The organism is Pseudomonas sp. NPDC089918 (assembly GCF_050280605.1).
Lineage (GTDB): Bacteria > Pseudomonadota > Gammaproteobacteria > Pseudomonadales > Pseudomonadaceae > Aquipseudomonas.
On record NZ_JBNNVP010000001.1, the window covers coordinates 219,316 to 239,436 of the forward strand.

Annotated in this window: 23 protein-coding genes; 14 read left to right on the forward strand and 9 right to left on the reverse strand. The window is 55.3% G+C overall.

Features of this window, described 5'->3' with window-relative positions:
- The first annotated feature begins 76 nt into the window (after window positions 1–76).
- Window positions 77–1,129 carry an alpha/beta hydrolase family protein gene (locus ACQKPC_RS00970; protein ID WP_427622883.1) on the forward strand — a complete coding sequence of 351 codons (1,053 nt, stop codon included), beginning with the start codon at window positions 77–79 and terminating at the stop codon, window positions 1,127–1,129.
- 283 nt (window positions 1,130–1,412) lie between these two features.
- On the opposite strand, the gene ACQKPC_RS00975 is transcribed toward ACQKPC_RS00970, so the two are convergent.
- On the reverse strand, window positions 1,413–2,771 hold the full coding sequence (locus ACQKPC_RS00975; protein WP_427622805.1) for an MATE family efflux transporter: 1,359 nt from the start codon (window positions 2,769–2,771) through the stop codon (window positions 1,413–1,415).
- Between the two features lie 234 nt (window positions 2,772–3,005).
- Here ACQKPC_RS00975 and ACQKPC_RS00980 point away from each other — a divergent pair, with 234 nt between their 5' ends.
- A complete protein-coding gene (locus tag ACQKPC_RS00980) occupies window positions 3,006–4,064 on the forward strand; it encodes a beta family protein (protein WP_427622806.1) in 1,059 nt (352 codons plus the stop codon).
- Here ACQKPC_RS00980 and ACQKPC_RS00985 read toward each other — a convergent pair.
- The gene (locus ACQKPC_RS00985) at window positions 4,019–4,612 is read right to left on the reverse strand and encodes a sce7726 family protein (RefSeq protein ID WP_427622807.1); all 594 of its coding nucleotides are present in this window, start codon (window positions 4,610–4,612) and stop codon (window positions 4,019–4,021) included. The genes ACQKPC_RS00980 and ACQKPC_RS00985 overlap by 46 nt on opposite strands.
- 386 nt (window positions 4,613–4,998) lie before the next feature.
- Between ACQKPC_RS00985 and ACQKPC_RS00990 the strand changes: the two genes are divergently transcribed.
- Window positions 4,999–5,271, forward strand: a complete 273-nt coding sequence (locus ACQKPC_RS00990; protein WP_048397200.1) for a hypothetical protein — start codon at window positions 4,999–5,001, stop codon at window positions 5,269–5,271.
- A gap of 218 nt (window positions 5,272–5,489) precedes the next feature.
- On the opposite strand, the gene yiaY is transcribed toward ACQKPC_RS00990, so the two are convergent.
- Complete coding sequence (gene yiaY, locus ACQKPC_RS00995; RefSeq protein WP_427622808.1) at window positions 5,490–6,638, reverse strand: L-threonine dehydrogenase; 1,149 nt, start codon at window positions 6,636–6,638, stop codon at window positions 5,490–5,492.
- 376 nt (window positions 6,639–7,014) lie between these two features.
- Complete coding sequence (locus tag ACQKPC_RS01000) at window positions 7,015–7,971, reverse strand: AraC family transcriptional regulator (protein WP_427622809.1); 957 nt, start codon at window positions 7,969–7,971, stop codon at window positions 7,015–7,017.
- Between the two features lie 199 nt (window positions 7,972–8,170).
- Here ACQKPC_RS01000 and ACQKPC_RS01005 point away from each other — a divergent pair, with 199 nt between their 5' ends.
- From ACQKPC_RS01005 to ACQKPC_RS01015, 3 genes are all read left to right on the forward strand, one after another.
- Window positions 8,171–9,124 carry a diiron oxygenase gene (locus ACQKPC_RS01005; protein ID WP_427622810.1) on the forward strand — a complete coding sequence of 318 codons (954 nt, stop codon included), beginning with the start codon at window positions 8,171–8,173 and terminating at the stop codon, window positions 9,122–9,124.
- Window positions 9,125–9,205: 81 nt separating this feature from the next.
- The gene (locus tag ACQKPC_RS01010; RefSeq protein ID WP_427622811.1) at window positions 9,206–9,628 is read left to right on the forward strand and encodes an MAPEG family protein; all 423 of its coding nucleotides are present in this window, start codon (window positions 9,206–9,208) and stop codon (window positions 9,626–9,628) included.
- 87 nt (window positions 9,629–9,715) lie between these two features.
- The gene (locus ACQKPC_RS01015) at window positions 9,716–10,222 is read left to right on the forward strand and encodes an AAA family ATPase (protein ID WP_123493927.1); all 507 of its coding nucleotides are present in this window, start codon (window positions 9,716–9,718) and stop codon (window positions 10,220–10,222) included.
- Window positions 10,223–10,855: 633 nt separating this feature from the next.
- Here ACQKPC_RS01015 and ACQKPC_RS01020 read toward each other — a convergent pair.
- Together ACQKPC_RS01020 and ACQKPC_RS01025 are read right to left on the reverse strand one after the other, a co-directional pair.
- Window positions 10,856–11,482: a LysE family translocator gene (locus ACQKPC_RS01020; protein WP_427622812.1), complete on the reverse strand. Its 627-nt coding sequence runs from the start codon at window positions 11,480–11,482 to the stop codon at window positions 10,856–10,858.
- A 113-nt stretch (window positions 11,483–11,595) separates the two neighbouring features.
- On the reverse strand, window positions 11,596–12,507 hold the full coding sequence (locus ACQKPC_RS01025; RefSeq protein ID WP_427622813.1) for a LysR family transcriptional regulator: 912 nt from the start codon (window positions 12,505–12,507) through the stop codon (window positions 11,596–11,598).
- A gap of 116 nt (window positions 12,508–12,623) precedes the next feature.
- Here ACQKPC_RS01025 and ACQKPC_RS01030 point away from each other — a divergent pair, with 116 nt between their 5' ends.
- From ACQKPC_RS01030 to ACQKPC_RS01065, 8 genes are all read left to right on the forward strand, one after another.
- The gene (locus tag ACQKPC_RS01030) at window positions 12,624–13,040 is read left to right on the forward strand and encodes an ester cyclase (protein ID WP_008074035.1); all 417 of its coding nucleotides are present in this window, start codon (window positions 12,624–12,626) and stop codon (window positions 13,038–13,040) included.
- A 10-nt stretch (window positions 13,041–13,050) separates the two neighbouring features.
- Window positions 13,051–14,118, forward strand: coding sequence for an SDR family oxidoreductase (locus ACQKPC_RS01035; RefSeq protein ID WP_427622814.1), 1,068 nt, complete (start codon window positions 13,051–13,053; stop codon window positions 14,116–14,118).
- 89 nt (window positions 14,119–14,207) lie between these two features.
- Window positions 14,208–14,753, forward strand: a complete 546-nt coding sequence (locus ACQKPC_RS01040) for a histidine phosphatase family protein (protein ID WP_427622815.1) — start codon at window positions 14,208–14,210, stop codon at window positions 14,751–14,753.
- Between the two features lie 310 nt (window positions 14,754–15,063).
- Window positions 15,064–15,582: an isochorismatase family protein gene (locus tag ACQKPC_RS01045; protein ID WP_192342677.1), complete on the forward strand. Its 519-nt coding sequence runs from the start codon at window positions 15,064–15,066 to the stop codon at window positions 15,580–15,582.
- Window positions 15,583–15,660: 78 nt separating this feature from the next.
- Window positions 15,661–16,023: a DUF6463 family protein gene (locus tag ACQKPC_RS01050; protein ID WP_427622816.1), complete on the forward strand. Its 363-nt coding sequence runs from the start codon at window positions 15,661–15,663 to the stop codon at window positions 16,021–16,023.
- Between the two features lie 110 nt (window positions 16,024–16,133).
- The gene (locus tag ACQKPC_RS01055) at window positions 16,134–16,454 is read left to right on the forward strand and encodes an isochorismate lyase (protein WP_063343151.1); all 321 of its coding nucleotides are present in this window, start codon (window positions 16,134–16,136) and stop codon (window positions 16,452–16,454) included.
- 48 nt (window positions 16,455–16,502) lie between these two features.
- Window positions 16,503–17,003, forward strand: coding sequence for a GNAT family N-acetyltransferase (locus ACQKPC_RS01060; protein WP_192342674.1), 501 nt, complete (start codon window positions 16,503–16,505; stop codon window positions 17,001–17,003).
- Window positions 17,004–17,262: 259 nt separating this feature from the next.
- Window positions 17,263–17,817 (forward strand): YSC84-related protein, encoded by a 555-nt coding sequence (locus ACQKPC_RS01065; protein ID WP_427622817.1) that lies wholly within the window; start codon window positions 17,263–17,265, stop codon window positions 17,815–17,817.
- A 101-nt stretch (window positions 17,818–17,918) separates the two neighbouring features.
- Here ACQKPC_RS01065 and ACQKPC_RS01070 read toward each other — a convergent pair whose 3' ends face one another.
- The 3 genes from ACQKPC_RS01070 to ACQKPC_RS01080 all read right to left on the reverse strand — a co-directional run bounded on the left by ACQKPC_RS01070 (window position 17,919) and on the right by ACQKPC_RS01080 (window position 19,947).
- Window positions 17,919–18,515: a LysE family translocator gene (locus tag ACQKPC_RS01070; RefSeq protein WP_427622818.1), complete on the reverse strand. Its 597-nt coding sequence runs from the start codon at window positions 18,513–18,515 to the stop codon at window positions 17,919–17,921.
- A gap of 51 nt (window positions 18,516–18,566) precedes the next feature.
- Entirely contained in the window at window positions 18,567–19,403 is an 837-nt protein-coding gene (locus ACQKPC_RS01075; RefSeq protein ID WP_008074051.1) for an AraC family transcriptional regulator, read from the reverse strand.
- Window positions 19,404–19,470: 67 nt separating this feature from the next.
- Window positions 19,471–19,947 carry a VOC family protein gene (locus ACQKPC_RS01080; RefSeq protein WP_427622819.1) on the reverse strand — a complete coding sequence of 159 codons (477 nt, stop codon included), beginning with the start codon at window positions 19,945–19,947 and terminating at the stop codon, window positions 19,471–19,473.
- Between the last annotated feature and the right edge of the window lie 174 nt (window positions 19,948–20,121).

Here is a 20,121-nt window from a genome sequence, read left to right on the forward strand (position 1 = left end):
CTTGCGAGATGTGATGCACGCTATCGGTGGGTTTCAGGTTCTGAACCCCTATCTAAATCAAGGAAGACAAACCCCATTGAAAACAGCTCTCGGCGCTCTGCTTTTAACCGGTCTGACGACCAGCGCTCTCGCTGACGTCAACTCTGTCGGCTTCCAATCCTCCACCCTGCCGGACCCACACAATAAGCGTCCGCTGGAGATGGTCGTCTGGTATCCCAGTACAACGACCGTCACCCCACAGTTGATCGGCGACGATGTGGTGTTTGTCGGTGCTTCTGCGGTTCGCAACGCGCCACCCTCCGCTGGAGAGCACCCATTGGTGGTGCTCTCCCATGGATTCAGAGGCAATTGGAACAATCAGAACTGGTTGGCGAGTGCATTGGCCCATAAGGGTTACATTGTCGCAGCGGTCAACCACCCCGGCACCACGACCCATGATCGCAGCCCGCAAGCGGCGGCGCAGTTATGGCAGCGGCCCATTGACCTGCATCGGGCCATTGAGGCGGTCACCACTCAACCTGAAAAATTTGGCGTGGTCGCAAAGCGTCAAATTGCTGTAGTGGGCCATTCACTCGGCGGCTGGACTGCAATGGAGATCGCCGGTGCTCGTTTCGACCCGGCCCTGTTTGCCCGTGACTGCAAACTCCATCCGCAGTTATCCAGTTGCACCAATTATCAAAAGATCAACCCTGAGAGTACTCCGGCATTAAAGGCTGCTCTGGCCGGCGATTTGCGCGATCAACGGGTCACCGCTGTGGTTTCTTTGGACCTGGGACTCTCGCGCGGGATGACCGATGAGAGCCTTGCGGCACTGCCGGTGCCGGTGCTAGTTATCGCTGCCGGCGCACCATCGGTGGAACTGCCTGCTCAGTTGGAGTCCGCCAACCTGGCCACACGCCTGCCCCAAGCGTCCAGCCGCTATGTCGAGATCAGTGACGCCAGCCATTTCAGCTTCTTGTCGATTTGCAAACCAGGTGCAGTGGCATTGCTCGAAGAGGACATTCCTGGCGATGGCATCATTTGCGGGGATGGCGACAATGCTCGCCCGCGCGAGGTAATCCAACAGCAGGTTACGTCACTGATTACCGAGTTTTTGACGCAGTCCGCGAACAACAAAGTGGAGTTCTAGGATTGCTGGCACTCGGCAACTCAGCAGACCTGAAATTTGCGTAGGAGCGCAATTTTTGTGTCGAATCCAGCCACCTATTACGATCAAAAACGTTTTTACACAGCCTCGGCCGATTGCTGCCTGTCGAGAAGGGCTGCAATGCGCAATTCTCTGCCGATCACGGTTACGAAGCATGACGGTCAAATCCCATGCAACCGGTGGTCAGAAGCGATGCAAATTATTGGTCAGGTCGAATGCAAACAGGTGGTCAAGTGGAGTGCAATTTCGCACTCAAACGAACGCCCTACACCAACCGCTCAATCTTCTGATGCTGCCAGACCATTTTGTAATACAGCGTCTGCAGCATCAGCATGCCCAGATAGGCCACCGGAAACGCCATCCACACACCTTGCAGCCCAAAGCGCGCATCCAGCAGATACGCCACCGGCAACTGCACCCCGACCACGCAAACGATCGTAACCACCACCGGCACCAACACCGTGCCGCTGGCGCGCATGATGCCGCCGACAATCGCCTGAAAGCCAAACACCAGCAGACTCCAAAGCATGATGTGCAACAGGTGTTCCGCCATCGCCCGGGTGGAATCATCCGTGAGGAACAACCCCAGCAACCAGTGCGACAGCAAGTAACCCAACACCACCAAACCACCGGTCAGGCACACGTTGATCAACAGCCCCGTGCGCAAAATCGGCCCCATGCGCTCGATGCGCCCTGCCCCAATCGCCTGCGCACCGAGAATCGACGCCGTGATCGCAATCGACAGCGCCGGGAACTGCACGTAATTGACGATCTGCGTCACCGCCCCGTACGCCGCCGTCGCCTGGGAACCGTGCTGATTCACCAGCGCCAGAATCACCAGCTCCGACAACGACAGCACCACCATCTGCAACCCGGTCGGCAGCCCGATACGCAACACCTTGCCGAGGATCTCCAGATCCAGCCGCATCGACGCAAACATCTCCCGATCCGGCGCCAACGGATGCCCCTTGCGAATCAATCGCCACGCCAGCCACCCCATCGCCGCCAAGTTACCCGCCAACCCCGCCCACGCCGCACTCTGAATCCCCATCGGCGGCAACCCCAACCACCCGAGAATCAACGCCGGCGTCAGCGCCAGCCCGACACACGTCGACACCACCAGCGCCAACAACGGCGACACCGTATCGCTCACCCCACGCAGCAACTGCGTGAACAACACAAACACCAACAGCGACGGCAAGATCCACATCATCACATGCGCATACGCCACCGCATCGTCCAGCACATCCACCGGCGTGCCCAAACCCTGCAACGCCGGCCGGGCAAACACACTGCCCAACACCGCCGCCACCAACCCGATCATCGCCCCCAACAGCAACGTCGATCCGGCAATGGCCTTCACCAAATGCAACTCGCGAGCGCCCCAGGCTTGACCGATCAACACCCCAGCGCCAGCGCCGAGGCCGATGACCAGGGCGATGAAGAAAAACACCACGGGGAACATGCCTGATACCGCCGCGAGAGCTTGGGTGCCGAGCATTTGGCCGATGTAGATGCTGTTGATCGTGCCCGACATGGATTGGAGGAAGTTGGAAAGGACCATGGGGGCGAGGAACAGGAGGTAGGTTTGCCAGAGGGGGTGTTGGGTGGTGGGGGTTTGCATTGAGGTTCCGTCTCGGGTGGGGATAGGACACGACGTAATCGGAGGATTGTAATTGGATTTACGTAGGCATGAATAACGGAACCTGATGCCAGTGAGATTGCTTTTTTTAATGTACTCGCTAGGGAAGCCGAACAGAAATACGCAGATACATCACTAGGATCTCGGTGGCGGAAAAGGCATCTACGCTCAATCCAACCCCAGACGGGTTAAGCACACCACCAAAGGAAGGTACCCATGCTTTATACACCGTGTATGAAGGTAGGCCAAAACGATGTAAAAGCTCTGATAAATCTAGAAGATCCACGTAAAGAATTGATATCCCCTCTTCTCAACATGAGAGGCATGGAGCGTCATCTTAATGATTTTCTCGCGAACTGGGGTGACTACCCTTATTTGATGGATATATCTAGATCTCCGCTTGACATTGCCAGCGACGTGATAGGTGAAAGAGACCTGCATAACTCCAACAACCACTTTGAAAATAAACGCAATTGGTTCGCAGAGGTAAAAGTAAAAAACAACTCATTAATCCCAGTCGTATCCTGGCTGGATACTGACAACGCCCGAGACATCATACAACTGGCAAGACTATTGCTAATAGACTTCAACGTCATCGCAGTCAGGGTTGTTTGTCCCACCGAAATAGTTGGCCCAAGCTGGGACAGGGTCATAAATATTCTAGACGCCATATCAACCCCAGAAAACATACTTGTCATTTTGGATTTTGGAGATAGATCTCCAATATCCACTATCAATGGCGGCACTCTCGATCACATTTTATCTACCATAAACAACTACGAAGTTCATAGTACAACCCTAATCAGCTCATCATTCCCTAGTCAAAAACCTCAATCAGGAAGCTCCAGCACCGCCATATGTCACGATATTGTTTGGCAAGCTGAGGCCAAACAGTTAAATGGCTCAATAAACTTAATTTATGGCGATTACGCGGGCACCAACCCTGGCGCCGCAGTAGAGTATATCCAAGGCATGGCCGTCATACCCTTCGCCAGTTATTACACACCTAATGAATGGTGGTTGAAACGTCTAGGAAGAGATAAAGAATTCGAAAATTATGTTCAGTTAGCAAGAGATATTCGTCAGTTGCCCGACTACCACGGAGATGATTTTTGCTGGGCGACCAGAGAATATGGACGTATCAGCCAAACTAGTGAGCGGTATGGTAACAATGGAGTGTGGAACGGCCTAAGAGCCAATCAGCATATTTGCGCGACGCTCCAGTTCCTTCAGCAAGATGATGGCGACAACGTATCCATCGACGACATATTCTGACCTCCAGAATAACGAACCTTAAGACTGCTTAAAACCTTATCTCGAATAAGCTCCCACTCCAGCGCCTCGGTCACTTCGAGGCGCACCTCCTTTATCCTCATAGCACTTTTCGTTTCAAGTTGAAATTCTTTGCAGATCTCGTCTAATTCCGACCGCCACAGAAGCCCTGTGAGGGTAAATTTATCGCGCAATTTATTGTGAGTTGCTTTCCTGACCACAGCGATAGATCCAAGATCATCAACCACAAGAATTCCGACGCTCCTATGAGTTACGCCGAACGCTTTCTCTATGTGTTTGGAATGACAGCAAAGCCAAACCTGATCAAAACAACTGAGATACGCATCTTGCTGCCCTTCCCATCGGGACAAGCTATCTGCGGCTGATTTTATTTCGAACGCCGTTAGCTGGCCGTTGGCATGCACAAGATCTGCGCGCCTTGCTTTGTTGATGAAGCAAAGCTCCCCAATGAAGACATCGCCCTCACCATGAGGCATGGTCTTGGCGACCCATTTTTTGAGCAGTTCGCGGATATGATCTGGATTGTGCATGGCGCAGGAGTATAGCTTCTCTCCCCTCTGAAACCTATGCGCCATATGATTCCAAGAGACGCAAGGAAAGGTTCGTCCACCACTTCCTACACGAAGCTCAGCCCCTTGCACCTTGCCCGCCTAGCCCGTTGACGCTTATAGTCCGCCCGTCGCCCAAATGGCGACCAGGTTTGGCGACCTGTTCGATCGGGTGCAAAAGCTCTGTGCTTTATTGCAGATGCTGTTGCGCGCTCGCAAAGCTGTCTTTATGGCAGCTGTGCGCGGGAGACCTTCGGGTCTGCCGGTATTCCGATCCCGGTTCGCCAACCTGCGTACAGCTGTCACCCATTCGTTTGGCGACGATTTGAGGGACAGTCAACCTTTGCATTTGATCGGAGTTTTCAAACATGGATAGATACATGCCCCTCACCGGAATCGACCTGATCCCGGCCTCCCTGCTCATCGACACCCAAGCCCCACTCGACGTCCTGCACGCCATGGCCGACTACCGCATCCGCACGGTCACCCAAGTCTTGGAAAACATCGCCTTCCGCGCCGAGATCGGTTGCGACACGGTGGTGCTGTCGGACTTCTCCAAACTACTGGCCATTCCATTGCGCGATGGCTGTGATTTGATGGATGTGATCGGCCGACGCTTGCGGGCGCAGGCGGCGGAGTAAATGAAAACGGGTGCCTTGCGGGCACCCGTTTTTTTGTCGGAGATCGAGCAGAAGCATAGAATCCATCGCTCACCTCACTTCGCAAGGACAGTGAATACCTTCCTGATAAGAAGTCAGAAGGTGTAAACCTTATTCAGGACGAGACAGCTGGCTGCTAAAAGCCCCGCACTTCAACCGAAGGCGGGGCTTTTGAGCTGGCTGGCGTTACTTCACATCGGTTACATCGCGGTATGGAAAATCTGCTCGATCTCGTCCTGATTGGCAGGACGCGGGTTGGTAAAGCCGCAGGCATCCTTCATGGCATTGGCTGCAAGGATCGGGATATCGTCGGCCTTGGCGCCCAGTTCGGCGAGACCGCTCGGAATACCGACATCCGAAGACAGTTTGCGGATGGCGGTGATGGCTGCGGCGGCGCCTTTTTCCGCATCCAGATGCTGGGTGTCGACACCCATTGCGTTGGCGATGTCTTTAAACCGGGCCAGGCATACGCTGGCGTTGAAGCTGGCGACATGGGGCAGCAGGATCGCATTACAGACGCCGTGGGGCAGGTCGTAGAACCCACCCAGTTGGTGCGCCATGGCGTGGACATAGCCCAGCGAAGCATTGTTGAAGGCCATGCCGGCAAGAAATTGCGCGTAGGCCATATTTTCCCGGGTGGTCATGTCGTCACCCTGGGCAACGGCAGTGCGCAGGTTGGCCGAGATCAATTCCACGGCCTTGAGTGCACAGGCATCGGTGATCGGCGTTGCCGCAGTCGACACGTAGGCTTCGATAGCGTGGGTCAGCGCGTCCATGCCGGTTGCGGCGGTCAGGCCTTTGGGCATGCCTGCCATCAGCGAAGGATCGTTGACCGACAACAGTGGGGTGACGTTACGGTCGACGATGGCCATTTTAACGTGCCGGACTTCGTCGGTAATGATGCAGAAACGGGTCATTTCACTCGCCGTGCCGGCGGTGGTATTGATCGCAATCAACGGCATCTGTGGCTTGGCGGATTGATCCACGCCTTCGTAATCACTGATGTGCCCGCCGTTGGTGGCGCACAGGGCAATGCCCTTGGCGCAGTCATGGGGTGAGCCGCCGCCCAGGGAAATAATGAAATCACAATCGCTACGACCAAGCAGCTCGAGGCCTTTCTCGACATTGCTGACCGTCGGATTCGGTTTGGCGCCATCAAACAGGGTGGAGTTGATGTCCTGCTGGGCCAGAAGGCTGGCTACCTTGGCGGCCACGCCGGCTTTGGCCAGGCCGGCATCAGTGACGATCAAGGCTTTACGGAAACCATATTTGCGGATGGCGAGCATCGCTTCGTCGAGACTGCCAATGCCCATCATGTTCACGGATGGAATGAAGAAGGTGCTGCTCATGATAAATCCTCTTTTATTCTGGAAACCCGGAAATCAGGTGAGGTTTTCTACTCATATCGCAGGCTGTGAGGCTCGTCTGATTGTCATCATTGACAACGTTCAGCGGGAGACGGTGCTACATCAAGTGTTCAGGCGAACAGTGTTTTAAGATGCAGTGATGGATGGGCCATTGCAGCCGGTATCTTTTGATCGTGGGATTGAGCCTAAACCTATGACGCCAGACTGGAATGGTCCTTTAGCGTTCATTGGCACCTCCTTTAGTACTGGGAGGTAATGCGCCCCGACAAGGCCGGCGCGAGACTGGGTAGATGAATTGGCCGTGATGAGACTTTTGCTGCCTGGCTTGATCAGAGTGTCCATCAGCACCGGCCCCACCTCACGCTGATTGTCTGCGCCAAGTGCCGGGTGATGTGCCGAACTGGCGTTTGAATGCGCGGCTGAACGCGGCTTCGGATTCATAGCCCACTGCAAAGCCGATTTGCGCCACATTACCGCGACCTTCGCGCAGCTGTTGAGCCGCCACGTGCATACGCCAGAGCGTCAGGTATTGCATCGGTGGCTGTCCGACCAATGCCGTGAATCGCTCCGCGAATACCGAGCGCGACATGCCCACTTCAAGCGCTAGGGCTTCTGCAGTCCAGCCCTTGGTTGGACGGGCATGGAGCAGCGCCAGTGCGCGCCCGATATGCGGATCTCGCAAACCCGCCAGCCACCCGCGTCGCTCAGCGGGGAGGCTCGCGACGTACTGGCTGACGGCTTCGACGAATAGCAATTCGGAGAGCTTGGCGATGACTGTTGTCGAGCCGAGGCGCCCCGCCGCAATCTCACTGACAGCGAAACGGAATGAGCTTTCAATCCAGGCTCCCGAAGCCGTCGCGCGCAAGTCTAGTTTCAATAAGGATGGCAGCGACGAAAGCAACGGACTGAAGGGGGTTTCAGAGCCGAGGAATCCGCACAATAGCTGCGTGACCTCGCCGCCCCCGCCGTACTTGATTCGTGAAATAGCGCCGACTTCTGGCGGCTGAATAACTTCGCCCGCCGACATGGGCGCAATGCTCAGGTCGCTGCCAAAAGAATGAGCGTCATTGTGAGGAAGCAGAACGAGTTCGCCTGCCCGCACGTCGATGGCGGCACCGCCGTCGACTTGTAATTGCATATGCCCCGCGGCGACAAAATGCGATGCAATGATATGTCGAGGTGCCGCCAGGAACGGTTTGCAATCGTCCGCAGAGATTCTTCCCTTGACGCACCAGGGCGCAGTGAATTCCGCCTCGAGAAAAACCCCTCCTGACAGCCGAATCACCCGCAACACATCAGAAAACGCATCCAGCAATTGCCAGCCCTCCTTTCCGGAGTCCGGAGCATGTAATCAGGCGCACTGGTCATTCATCGCCTGAACTGCGAGGCCTAGATTAGCACCAACGCGGACTCCGTGATCGAGACGATCCCCAGACGCTTCACCGATGGTCATTGGCTCCGACGTTAACCGTAATTGCCCCATTCCAACTCGACCAGGCAAGCAGGAGATCGATATGAACACCGTTGCTACCATGCCCAGCTCAGATTCGGGCAACGCCGACCGTTATGCTCAACTTGTCAGATCATCGAAGAAAGCGGAATGGCAGATCGATCGTGATTTGCTACAGGATCGGAGCTTCGACTTCTCGCGCAAATTCTTGCCCGACGGACTGTCGCGGATCGACCGCCTGACCTTTCTCGACGCGGATGAGGCGCGCCTGCTCAGTCAGATTCAGGGCCGAACCTATGCGTATATCTTTGGCTTGGTCGAGCGTTTTATCAGCGCCAAAATGCTCGATCAAGGTCGAGCCCATGTCTTTGACGATCAGCTCGCACTCGAAGCGCTAGTGCGTTTCTCTAATGACGAGATCAAGCACCAGGAGCTGTTCCGGCGTATGGAGACGATGATTAGTTCGCACTTGCCAGCGGGGTATCGGCAAGTTGCCGATCCAAACGATGTGGCGCGCTCGGTACTTGCAGCCAGCACCTGGTCAGTGTTGGCGTTGACCTGTCATATCGAGCTGTTTGTTCAGGCGCACTACGCGCAAAGCATCGCCCCGCGTGAGGAGTTGTGCCCACTCTTCAAGGATATTTTCAAGTTTCACTGGAAGGATGAAAGCCGGCACGTCGTACTCGATGAACTGGAGTGGAAGGCGGAGCACGCGAAACTCTCGCCAGCCGAGCGCGACCAGGCAGTGAACGATCTGATTGCGCTGGTGGCGGCCGTCGACGGAATACTGCAGGCACAATCGGCATCCGATGCCGACTACTTTATTCGCAATGTTTCACGGTCATTCAGTGTCGATGACACAGCGCAAATCAAAGCCTGCGTGCTGAGCGCCTACCGCTGGCAATACATTATCTCGGGCGTGGAGCATCCACACTTTGGCCGACTGCTTACGCGCATGACAACACCCGCACAGATGTCCACGATTCAGACCGCGCTGGCGCCAATCATGAGCAATTGATCGACAGGGGGCGGCCGACCGTACGTCGGCCGCGCGGCTGTGGGATGACGTGTTGAAAACGATTTATCGAGGCTGGCAGCCATGACAATACCGATGTGGATGTTGCTTGGATTTGCGACCTGGACTTTGCTGCTGTTGATGGCAACCGTCGGGGTGTATCGCTGGGTCAGAATCTTGTTCTCGAATGTTCCGATTGCCTCTTTCCGATGCGATCAGCTCGAAGGCGAGGATTGGTATCGGCGTGGGATAAGAGCACACGCGAACTGTGTGGAAAATCTGCCGGTCTTTGGCGCCATTGTGTGGGTGATTTCAACCCTTGGTGTTGACGACCCTGCAGTGAGCTACTTGTCCGTAATCGTCCTGATTGCCCGAGTGTGCCAGTCTGTGGTTCACGTATCCCATGTGCAAACCAATATGTTCGTGGCGGTTCGGTTTGCCTTCTTTTTCGTTCAGTTGGTCTGTTTTCTCGCGCTCATTGTTATAGCCGCTAGTTATGGCGTATGAATCTCTTGAATCAAGGGATTCCTGGCTTGGTCCTGCAAATCAGGCAACCGCCTGGACTGGGTTAACTCACTAACCGAGGGACATAAAATGCTCATTGTCTTCAGCGGCCTTCCGGGTACCGGAAAGACGACTATCGCAAGTGACCTTGCCACCAGAACAAGTGCCGTGTATCTGCGGATCGATACGATTGAGCAGGCTATCCGAAATTCCGGTGCTCTGGCACAAGACGTGGGGCGGAGCGGTTACATGGTCGCTAATGAGCTTGCTCTAAGCAATCTTCGTTTTGGCAGCACGGTCATAGTCGACTGCGTTAACCCAGTAATCGAAAGCCGAAAGGCGTGGAGCGAAATCGCCACACGCTCTGGTGCTCCATTAGTGAATATCCAGGTGGTTTGCTCTGATAAACATGAACACCGGAGACGGGTAGAAACCAGGAAGATTGATATTCCCGGGCTGACGCCACCAACCTGGCAGTCTGTATTGGATCATGAATATGAGGCGTGGGATAACGCCCCATTTAATATAGACACAGCCCTGACATCTCCAGCGGAGGCAGTGGCAATGATCACCAAACGATTTTTATCCGGGGAGTAGCACCCGCTAAAGCCCAACGTAGCAAAGTGTGATCAACCGACGCCGCCACCCACTGATGCGGCAGCAGTTGCCCTATCTCACTCGCTCGCTGTGTCGGCAGGCGTGTGGAGCGAATCACAGCCGGAATGAATTGGTGAGCGCTACGTCCCGAATAGGGTCATTCCAAGCGATGGGTGAGAGTAGGAATACTACGATAAGAAAAGCTACCTGGGACAGATAGAACGGCTCCAGCCACTGTTGCTTCAACGCGACGTAAAAAGTGTTGTGGATTACGTCGACCAAAATAATCGCTGCCGTAAGCACGATTCCGGCTCTTGGCTTGATGAATAGTAGCAATGCTGCAATCGGGTCAAAAAACGTAAGCGCCCCCCAGAAAATACGGCTGCCCAAGTAAGTGCCAGGCCCGTATCCGTAGTCCCAGAACAATCCATGCGAAACGTCTGCACGGATGTGATTAGCGGTTGCGATCAAAAGGCAGCATGCGAACAAGATTCTGACGGCGAATGACAATTTCGCGGCTATACAGAGCCATGATCTCAGCCCTGAAAGATAAGTCTTAAAGTCGTCAGCTTTCATAATCACCGGGGCTCAGCGAGGCTGAAATCTTAGCTCCGCGACGCCAATATACTGATCCTATTTTTGGCTGAGTGCCGCTATCGATACTCCCGAAGCAACGAAGGTGAGTCCTGCCCCTACGTTCAGGCCATTTACCAATCGTGGCCTCTGACGCAGAAATCGGGACAGTGCAGTGGCAAATACACCCATAAGTGCGAATCCCACTGCCGTCAGTGCGGCGAACCATATGCCGTATACCAGCATCTGCACGCTCACTGAGCCGCGTTGTGGGTCGACGAACTGAGGGATGAATGCAAGAACGAAAAACCCAGGCTTCGGATTGAGCGCTGCCGAGAGTAATCCCGTGAGGAAAATGCTCGGCAGTGATTGCCGAGTCGCTGGCTGGAAGCTAATCAGGCTACGAGAGCGTAGGACTTTTATGCCAAGCCAAAGTAGATAACCGGCGCCGATGAGCTTGACGACCCAGAAGGCAACTGCAGACGTCTGCATAAGCAAAGTCAATCCGAGTGAAGCGGTTGCCACATGAAAGAGAATTCCCGCCCCGGATGCCATGCCCGATACGATAGCGGCTATCCTGCCCTGACTGAGTCCTCGGCCTACGGCCAGCAGATTGTCCGGGCCTGGTGCGAGTACCAATAGCAAGCACGCGGCAGTATAGGTAAGCCAGATATTGATCGGAAACACGGCATTCTCCTTAAGCTTCACCGAGGCATCCATCCTCACGTAGCGCCAGACTGTGCCCCTACCAGATTGCAAAGTCAAAGCCACTGAATTTTAGAAGATGTATTTGCCCTTATTCACCCATTTCGGGGCGCCTCCCCCAATGGGTAATCTTCGACACATTCTATGGAAATGGCTTCCAGCAGCACCTGCTCCAGAATGACAAAAAAACACTTGATGTGAGCCTGCTTCAACGCCTGCGGCCGGGTCACCAGATAGACCTCCATATCTGGAAGCTGGATATCCGGGAACAACCCGATCAGGTCCTTCGCCAGAATACAGGGCAGCACTGCCACGCCCATACCTCGCCTCACCGATTCGAGCTGAGCCGCGAACGAGTTCACGCTGATCTGCGTGTGTTCCAGACCCGCGGCCTTTGCCACACACAGTTGCGGCAACATATCCAGCGGAGGAAGCAAGGCAATATTGACCGCCGTGGTCGGAGTCACTCCTGGAAACCGCTTCAGATAACTTGCATCGGCGAAGACACCGTAAGCGAGCTTGCCCAAGGGGCGATAAATCAGCGACGGCTCGCCCAGATGAGCTGTGCGTACGGCAATGTCTGCGGCGCCGCGGACGATCTTGTGAAAGTCGGCTGTTATCAGCAACTCCACCGAGCATCGCGGGTGCGCGGAGGTGAAGCGACTCGCTGCCTCCAGCACGCAAGACGAGAACCCCTCCCCTGCACTGACCACGACAGTGCCAGATAACTCTGTGTGTGGCTCGGACATGCCCGTAACGGTTTGACGCCTCAAGCCCGCTTCTGCAGCCAGGGCAACGTCCACGAGGGATTGGCCTCGCGGGGTCAACCAGCATCCTTCAACGCCCCGCTCCACGAGTGGCTCGCCCAGTGCCCTTTCAAGTTGGGTCAGCCGTCGCGACACAGTAGACGCCGCAATCCCCAGCAACTGGCCGGCCTGAAGAAAGCTGCCACGTCGCGAGACTGCCAACAGCAGGCGAAGATCGTCCCAGTTTGCTTGCAAAGCCATGCTTCATATCTTCCCTGATTTGCAAATGTGCAAAGCCATTATGCAGCAGTCGCTGTTTTTCGGCAGAGGCGTCAACGGTATATCTACACGTCCTCGAAACGAATGGAACGGACTGTATGACTACTGGCCCTAACGACTTTGCGGAACGCGCCGCCAGCGCCTTCAATCGCCGTGATGTGGAAGCGATGCTTACGCTGGTTTGCGAAGACTTCATCTACTTCGATGGGATGGGGATGCAAACCGGTCGCGAATCCATGCGCAAACGAGAAATCGCATTACTCGAAGCCTTCCCTGATGCCCAGCTGACCTTCAGCCCATTTGCCGTCAGTGACGATCGTTTGGCACTGACCGCCTTCCTGACCGGCACCTTCACCGCACCATTAGTGCTGCCGGACCGGGTGATTCCACCCCATGGCCGCCATATTGCCGTGTACTACGCCGCACACTTCACCTTCAAAGACGGGCTGGCCATCCGTGAAGAGGCCTTCTTCGACAGTGCGGTGTTGATGTCATTTTTTAGCCGATCAGCGTGAGGGTTGACCTATGCATAGCACATTCGTCACTGGCGCGACCGGCCTGTTGGGCAACAACCTGGTGCGAGAACTGATCGCTCGTGGTTGCGCGGTCAAAGCCCTGGTTCGTTCAAGAGCCAAAGGTGAACAGCAGTTCAAGCATTTGCAGGGTGTGGAACTGGTCGTTGGCGACATGGCCGATGTCGACGCGTTCGCAGCGTCGCTGCAAGGCTGCGATACGGTGTTTCATACCGCCGCGTTCTTTCGCGATAACTACAAGGGCGGCAGCCACTGGAAGGAACTCGAAAAGATTAACGTGGAGGGTACGCGGCGCCTGCTTGCCCAGGCCTACAACGCCGGTATCCGACGTTTCATCCATACCTCTTCCATCGCCGTGCTCGACGGCGCACCCGGCACGTCAATCGATGAAACTTGCCTGCGGGCCGACGCCGACGCGGATGACTACTACCGTAGCAAGATCCTCGCCGACCGTGTCGTCTTGTCGTTCCTGGAACGCCATCCCGAGATGCATGCCTGCATGGTCCTGCCTGGCTGGATGTGGGGCCCTGCCGATATTGGCCCGACCTCCTCCGGACAGTTGGTTAACGACGTCGTGCGTGGCAAATTGCCCGGACTGATCCCCGGCAGTTTCTCCGTTGTCGATGCCCGCGATGTGGCAATGGCGCAGATTGCCGCAGCCAGACTTGGACGGCGTGGTGAGCGCTATCTCGCGGCGGGCCGGCATATGACCATGCGTGAGCTGGTGCCTGTTCTGGGACGCATAGCTGGCGTCAAGACACCCGCTCGACAACTACCACTGCCCTTTCTATACGCCTTGGCGGCGGTGCAGGAGATCTATGCGCGTGTCACCGGCAAGCCCATTCTGCTGAGCATGGCCACACTGCGCCTGTTGATACGAGAGAAGGACCGCACCTGTTTCAACCACAGCAAGAGTGAACAAGAGCTTGGCCTGAGTTTCCGGGCGCTGGAGCTGACACTCGGTGACACCGTGGCGTGGTACCGCGATCACGGTTGGTTTGAAAATCGCAGTGCGCCTCCGTCGCCGGAAAAACGCACATCCGTCATGGTCGACGACTGACTTTCGCAGATAAGATGACCGTCGGATTCCACATTCACCGCATACCAGGACAAGGACGTAAACATACTGTGAGCAGGAAAATAATCCTGATGCGTCACGGCCAGCCAAAATTGGTCGCAACCAACAAAATGTCAGCGCTCGATATGAAAGACTGGATCGAACACTACAACCGGTCCGAAATCACCAGCCAACCCGTCCCGGATGCCAGCATGCAGCTCGCCGCAACCGCCACGGTGATTGTCTCAAGCAACTCGCCTCGTGCGCTGACTTCCGTCCAGGCTCTTGGCCTGAAGCCCGGCCTCGTCGACGCGCTTTTCTGTGAAGCGCAACTGCCTTATGGTCACTGGAAACTGCCACGGCTATCGCCGTTTACCTGGGCATTTATCCTTCGAGTCTTATGGTTGTGCGGTTACTCACGCAGCGTCGAATCCGTCGCCACTGCGAAGATGCGCGCCAGCACGGCAGCTCAACGACTTCAGTCCCTTGCTGCCAGCGAAGGACCGGTTCTACTGCTCGGTCATGGCTTTATGAATCGAATGATCGCCAAACAACTGGTGGCAGATGGATGGACTCGGCAAAAACGTAACGGCAGCCAGTATTGGAGTGCGACGGTGTATCAATATGGCGGTGTTTAAAAGGTGCCTATCACCTCGACGTACGTTTTTACACACTCTGGGCCATAGGCGGACCTCAACGATCAATACAAGTAGTAGCCGTCACGCAGGTCACGCCTCTCTTGCCAACAAGGGTACCGTACAGATACTGTCAACTTTATGAATCAGCCACGCATTACCTCGACCACCACTACCACGACCACGACCGCCCGGGGCGGGTCGTGAGAGGTGTCGTGAGCCAATAACGCACGAACTTCAAAAGGCCCGCCAGTGATGGACAGGGCCTTTTCTTTTGCCCTTGTGTCGCTGGCCCAAATGCAAGGAAAGCACTATGCATGCACTGTTGATTCTCGATATGCAGGTTGGATTGTTTCATGGCCCGGATAAACCATGGAATGGCGAAGCGCTGCTGAACACTTTGAATAGCCTGTTGAGCAAAGCCCGCAGGGCAGGCGCGCCTATTTTTCTTGCTCGTCACGTAGGTCCGCTCGGCTCGCCTATCGACCCTGGAAGCCCGTTGACACAACTGGTGCAGGAACTGTTACTGGAAGGCGACGAGGTGATCTTCGAAAAAAGCCGACCCAACGCTTTCCACATGACGGACCTCGCCGATCAACTAAAAGCTTGTGGATCTCAAGGCGTGGTTATTGCCGGAATGAAGACCCAGTATTGTGTCGACAGCACCTGCCGCGCCGCACGAGATCTTGGGTTCGATGCAGTGCTGATCGCCGATGGTCATACCTGCACCGACACCCCTGCGTTGAAGGCCGAAAATATCGTCGCTCATCACAATGCAACCTTGGCGGGCCCATTCTGTCGCGTCGTTCACGCTGAGGAATGGCGATTCTAACCAGCAAAAATACGCGTCGACGGCTCCTTTACCAAATGTTAGTCACTTGCCCAACCTTACCGTTACGGAGCATGTAAGATGTCAAACATCGTCGCATGGACCCTGTTCGTCTTGGGCGCCATCCATATTCCATTCGGTATTATCAAGTTCAAAACAGCATTCGCCGCCGCTGTAGACTCAGGCTTCGTTGACCAGTTCAGAGCGCACGAAGATCGGCGTACTGCCCTCTGGTTTACCCTGCTGGGGCCGCTCTTTATGCTCGCAGGGCATACAGCGATTCACGCCGTAGCAGTTGCCGATCTCGCGCTACTTAAAATTGTTGGCATCTATGTGCTGATGATCTCGATCATTTGCGTCATTGCTGTTCCAAAATCGGGGTTCTGGGCAACGCTGCTGGTTTCTCCGCTGATCATCGCGGCAGGATATGGCTTGTACGCCTGACAAACGGTTCAACTCGTTCGCTTCGCCTACCTTGCCCTCAAGTGAATGCCTAACCCGCTAATACCTCTTCCGAAGTCCCACGATCTTTTTCAGCAAATGGAGTCACTTACATGGAAGTCATCAATCAATTACAACCCGCAGAATGTGAAGGCATGGAGGACATCCGACGCGAAATCGATGCCCTTGATCACGCCGTTATCAAGCTGTTGGGCAAGCGTTTTCAGTACGTGCTGGCTGCCTCGAAGTTCAAGACCTCGGCGACTTCGGTGCGTGCTCCGGAGCGTTTCAAGGCGATGCTGGCGACACGTCGCGAGTGGGCCGAGACCGAGGGCTTGAGCCCGGATGCCATCGAGAAGATGTACAGCGACCTGGTGAACCACTTCATTGCCGAAGAGATGAAACACTGGGCGGCTCATCAATCCGAAAACTGATCCATTGCGCAACGACCAAGCAGTTCTACCAGAAAGGGAAGCGACCTTATGAAACCCGTCAGAATTCGTACCCTCCAAAGTACTGATGCTGAGGCGTTGCTGACATTTGAATTGGACAATCGCGAGTGGTTCGAGCGTTTCATTGACGCGCGCGATGCTGCTTTTTACACGGTGCAGGGCGTCACTGACCACATTGCGGCTTATTTATCTGGTTTTACCGCCGGAACCTGGCACCCATTTGTCCTCGAAGATGTTGACGGAAAAATAGTTGGGCGAGCGAACCTGAAAGGCATCGATATGTCCGAGCGGTCGGCAGAAGTTGGCTATCGGATTGCTCAAAGCGCTTGCGGACGGGGACTGGCAACGCTGGCGGTGAGGCATCTGATTCAGGAGGCGCAGTTACATTGGAACCTTAAACAACTGGTTGCCAACGTCTACGCTGGAAATATGGGTTCGGCAAAAGTACTCGAACGGTGTGGCTTTTTGATCGAACCTCTATCCCGGCAAGAAACGACAGAGCATGAATATCGGTTTGATCTTTCGATTTAGATGATTGAAAAACGGGCGCCTTGTCAGGTGTCCGTTTTTTTTACAGTTGGTCATCGCAGTTTCTGACAACGAACCCGGCTGATACACAGAGGTCAAAGCAGGTGATGACGTCGCCAATGATCGAAGGCCTCATTCAAGGGCGAAGTCAGTAGCTCACATATTTTAGGGTGCGCCGGATAGTTTCAGCAGGCTCGGATTGTTCCGAGGGGCAAGTGCTGACTGCTGCTCATATCCAATGCTCCCGTATCGGAGTACTAACATGACTCAGTCAATGCGGTTCTTCCTATCGATCGTCCTTGCGACACTGGCATCGGCCAGCTTCTTGAACACTGCTCGTGCGGCAACTGCCGAGGATCTGGATGTCGACTCTCGGCAAGCGTTGCAAACTCTGTACAAGTCCTCGCCATTTGCTGAAAGCATTTCGCACAACGCCAAAGCGATTCTTGTCTTTCCGAAAATCATCAAGGCGGGCCTTGTGTTCGGCGGCAGCTATGGCGAAGGCGTATTGTTGAAGGACAAGAAAGTAGAGAATTATTACAACTCCGTAACCGGGTCCTGGGGGCTGCAAGCAGGCGCCCAGTCGTATGGCTATGCGGTTTTCCTGATGACCGACAAAGCCGTGGACTACATACGCAAATCCAAGGGTTGGGAAGTCGGCGTAGGACCCACCGTTGTAATGGTTGATGAAGGGGTGGCGAAGAATCTGTCCAGCACGACCGTGAAGGACGATGCCTACGCGTTCATTTTCGACCAGCAGGGGCTGATGGCTGGGATCAGCATCGAAGGAACCAAGATTTCGCTGATCAAGCGCTAACACCGGTCGTTTGGCGCAGGGATGCGCCAATCCATAAATGCGCCCGCTTGAAGCCATGCGGGGTCCAGTAGCTGATTCAAGCGACCGGCCCAGCCAACGACCTACACCAGCACGGTTAACCAGGCCGATACCAGCAGCAAACAAGCCAGTGCAGTGTTCATACGTTTGAATGCTTGCGGCGAACCAAAAGCCCGGGCACTGCCCACGCCGAGCAACGCCCACAGGGTCATGCAGGGCACGGAGACCAACAAAAATATCAGCGACAACACCATCAGCCGCAGGGTCTTGTCACCGCCACCGACAAATACGCTCACTACCGCCACCGCCATCATCCAGACCTTGGGGTTGACCAATTGCAGGGTGGCGGCACCGAACACGCTGACACCTTCGTCGCGCGAGGTGGTCAGGTCCATGGACGGCGGCGCGCTTTGAAAGATCTGCCAGGCGAGCCAACTCAACCAGAGCACCCCGGCCCACGCCATTGCCTGCTGCACACGCGCAAACCGCAGCAGCGTTTCGCCCACGCCGAGCCCGACCGCAAACACAATCAGCGCCGCCGCCCCGCAGGCAGCAAAAATGATGGGCAGTGTGGCCCCCAGCCCCCGCCGCGAACTGTGGCTCAACACCAGAATATTGGTCGGCCCCGGGGTAATCGAGGCAACGAACGCAAACAGCAGGAAAGGCAGCAACGATTCCATGGCATGGACTCCTTGATCAGATAGGAATCCATGGTCGCGGATCAGCGAAATTCAGTCTGGAAGGTTTGAGCAGCGCTTGCGGTAATCCGCGGGTGTGAGCTGGTAGGCACGGCGGAACCAGCGCCCCATATGACTTTGATCGGCGAACCCGAGGGCACTGGCCACCTGCGCCGGCGACTCGCCCCGCGCCAGCAGCTGTCGCGCCTTGGCCAGGCGCAGCTGGATCAAATAAGCATGAGGCGCCAGCCCAAAGGCTGCCTTGAAAGCCCGCGTCAGGCGAAAGCGATCGACACCACAGGCTTTGGCCAGATCATCCAGCCCAATGTCTTCATAAACATGGGCATGCAAATAGTCACGCGCCACCTGGGCCACCCACGGCAGGCGCGGATCAAAAGCCTGACGTTTGCGCCAATCAAGGTGGCCAGTGAGCGCCCCCAACAAGGTGTCGATGGCGCTCTGGCGCACAATGCGCAAATCGCCCTCATGGAGCGCGTGGAAGGCTTGAAAAATGGCAGTGGCCAGGCGCGGATCCTGGCTCAGGGTGTCGGCAAAACCCGGCTGACTGTTGGCCGGCGCATGCTCGAACAACGCGTGCAACTCCCGCTCCAGCCAATGCGGATCGAGGTAGAGCATGGAATAGGTAAACCCCTCCTCGGTCGGCGCGTGCCCATCGTGGATTTCCCCCGGCTCCAGCATGAATACCTTGCCCGGCGTACTGAGGTGGCGAACGCGCCGGCAATTGAACTGCTGCACGCCCTGCTCGGTGACCCCCACCAGAAAACTGTCATGCCAATGCGGATCGTAGGCATGGCCCTGAAAATGAGCACGAATTGATTCAATCCCGGTATCGGCGTCCTGGGACAGCTCAATCCAGTTGCGTCTATCCACGGAAGGCTCCATTGGTTCAGCGTTTATCTGTGCGGACGACTAAATTACCGCGCAATGGAAATGACGTTTAGAAGATTTGTGCAGGCTCCTCGGCAAATGCATCCTTAATGAATGCCTCCAGCTCTTTCTCTTCAAGCAGCTCAATAGAAAAATGCCCAAAGCGTTTCGGTAACCAAATTATGCGTGTCCCGCTTGGCGATTGCAGATTATCGCGGGACAGTGGTTTTCCGTTCTCATTTTCCGGCTGGACTCCTGCATCGATCAATTCGTCGTACGCTGCCTCAATGTCTGGTGTGGAATAGCAGTGACGATAGATCGTGCCTTCGCCGTTGGAGTCCATCAGCGCCTTGAGATTTCCGGTAAACGGTTGCACTAACATAAGGCGCTCCGTTCCAAACATGACGATCGCATAGCGCACATGCAAACCGTCGCGTTGCCAATCAAGTGTCTTTGAAATCCTGGCGCTGAAGACTCGGGCGTAATACCCGCACGCTTCTTCAAGGTCTTCGACGAGAACATCCACGTGGCTGAACTTTAATTTCAATGGCCTCACCCTTTTCAGACATACGATTCGTTTGCTGTCAGTCCGGGTATTCTGATTCGCTAACCTTTGCGATAGCTACTGATGTCTGCATTCGGTCGATTCTGTTGAAAACGTCGGTCCTTCCGGACTGCTCGCATACTGAAACAGCCTTTTTGCGCGCAGCTACGCGAAATC